The 560-nt window shown below is 59.1% G+C and carries 1 pseudogene; it reads right to left on the reverse strand.

The annotated features are described in order from the left end of the window. Positions 1-338 precede the first annotated feature (338 nt). Positions 339-560 (reverse strand): annotated as a pseudogene (locus HV796_RS43175) (IS110 family transposase); the annotation flags it as partial.

Consider the following 560-nt stretch of genomic DNA (forward strand, 5'->3'; position numbering starts at 1 on the left):
AAAGTGCCTAACACGCTACAAGGGCTCCCCGTTGAGCACAAGCTCAATCGAGGTTTGCTGTTGATACATGCTGCAATGCCGCGCTAGTGCATGTGAGAAGGTGAAGGACTGCGGTTCTACAACCGGTCATGTTGGACCAATGGCCCGGACCCTGATGAAAGACGCGCGCAGAGACCTCATTCTCTAGCCGGGAATGGATATCCCCGCCGTGTTATCCAGGTACGCTCCGCGCGGGTCCAACCCGCTTCACATCACCGCTGGCAGTGCAAAGTGATCGTTTCTATGTGCTCATGGTGTCCGTGCTCAAGTCCAGGCGTCGGTTGATCGACGGGCTCGAATCAAACTTGGTCTGACGCAGGCTCGAGCTTGAAGTCCTCGCCATATTTCAAGGAAGCCCACGCCAGTCTCGCGTTCTTTGCAGCGATCGCGATGGCGGCCCGCCAGTAGCCCCGGCGTTCGACCAGGGTTCGGACCCACCGGCTGAAGCGATCCTGTTTCTCGCCGAGACTGGCAATAACGGCGCGGGCACCGTTGACCAGCAGGCCGCGCAGATAGGCGTC

This window comes from Paraburkholderia humisilvae (assembly GCF_902859855.1).
Taxonomy (GTDB): domain Bacteria; phylum Pseudomonadota; class Gammaproteobacteria; order Burkholderiales; family Burkholderiaceae; genus Paraburkholderia; species Paraburkholderia humisilvae.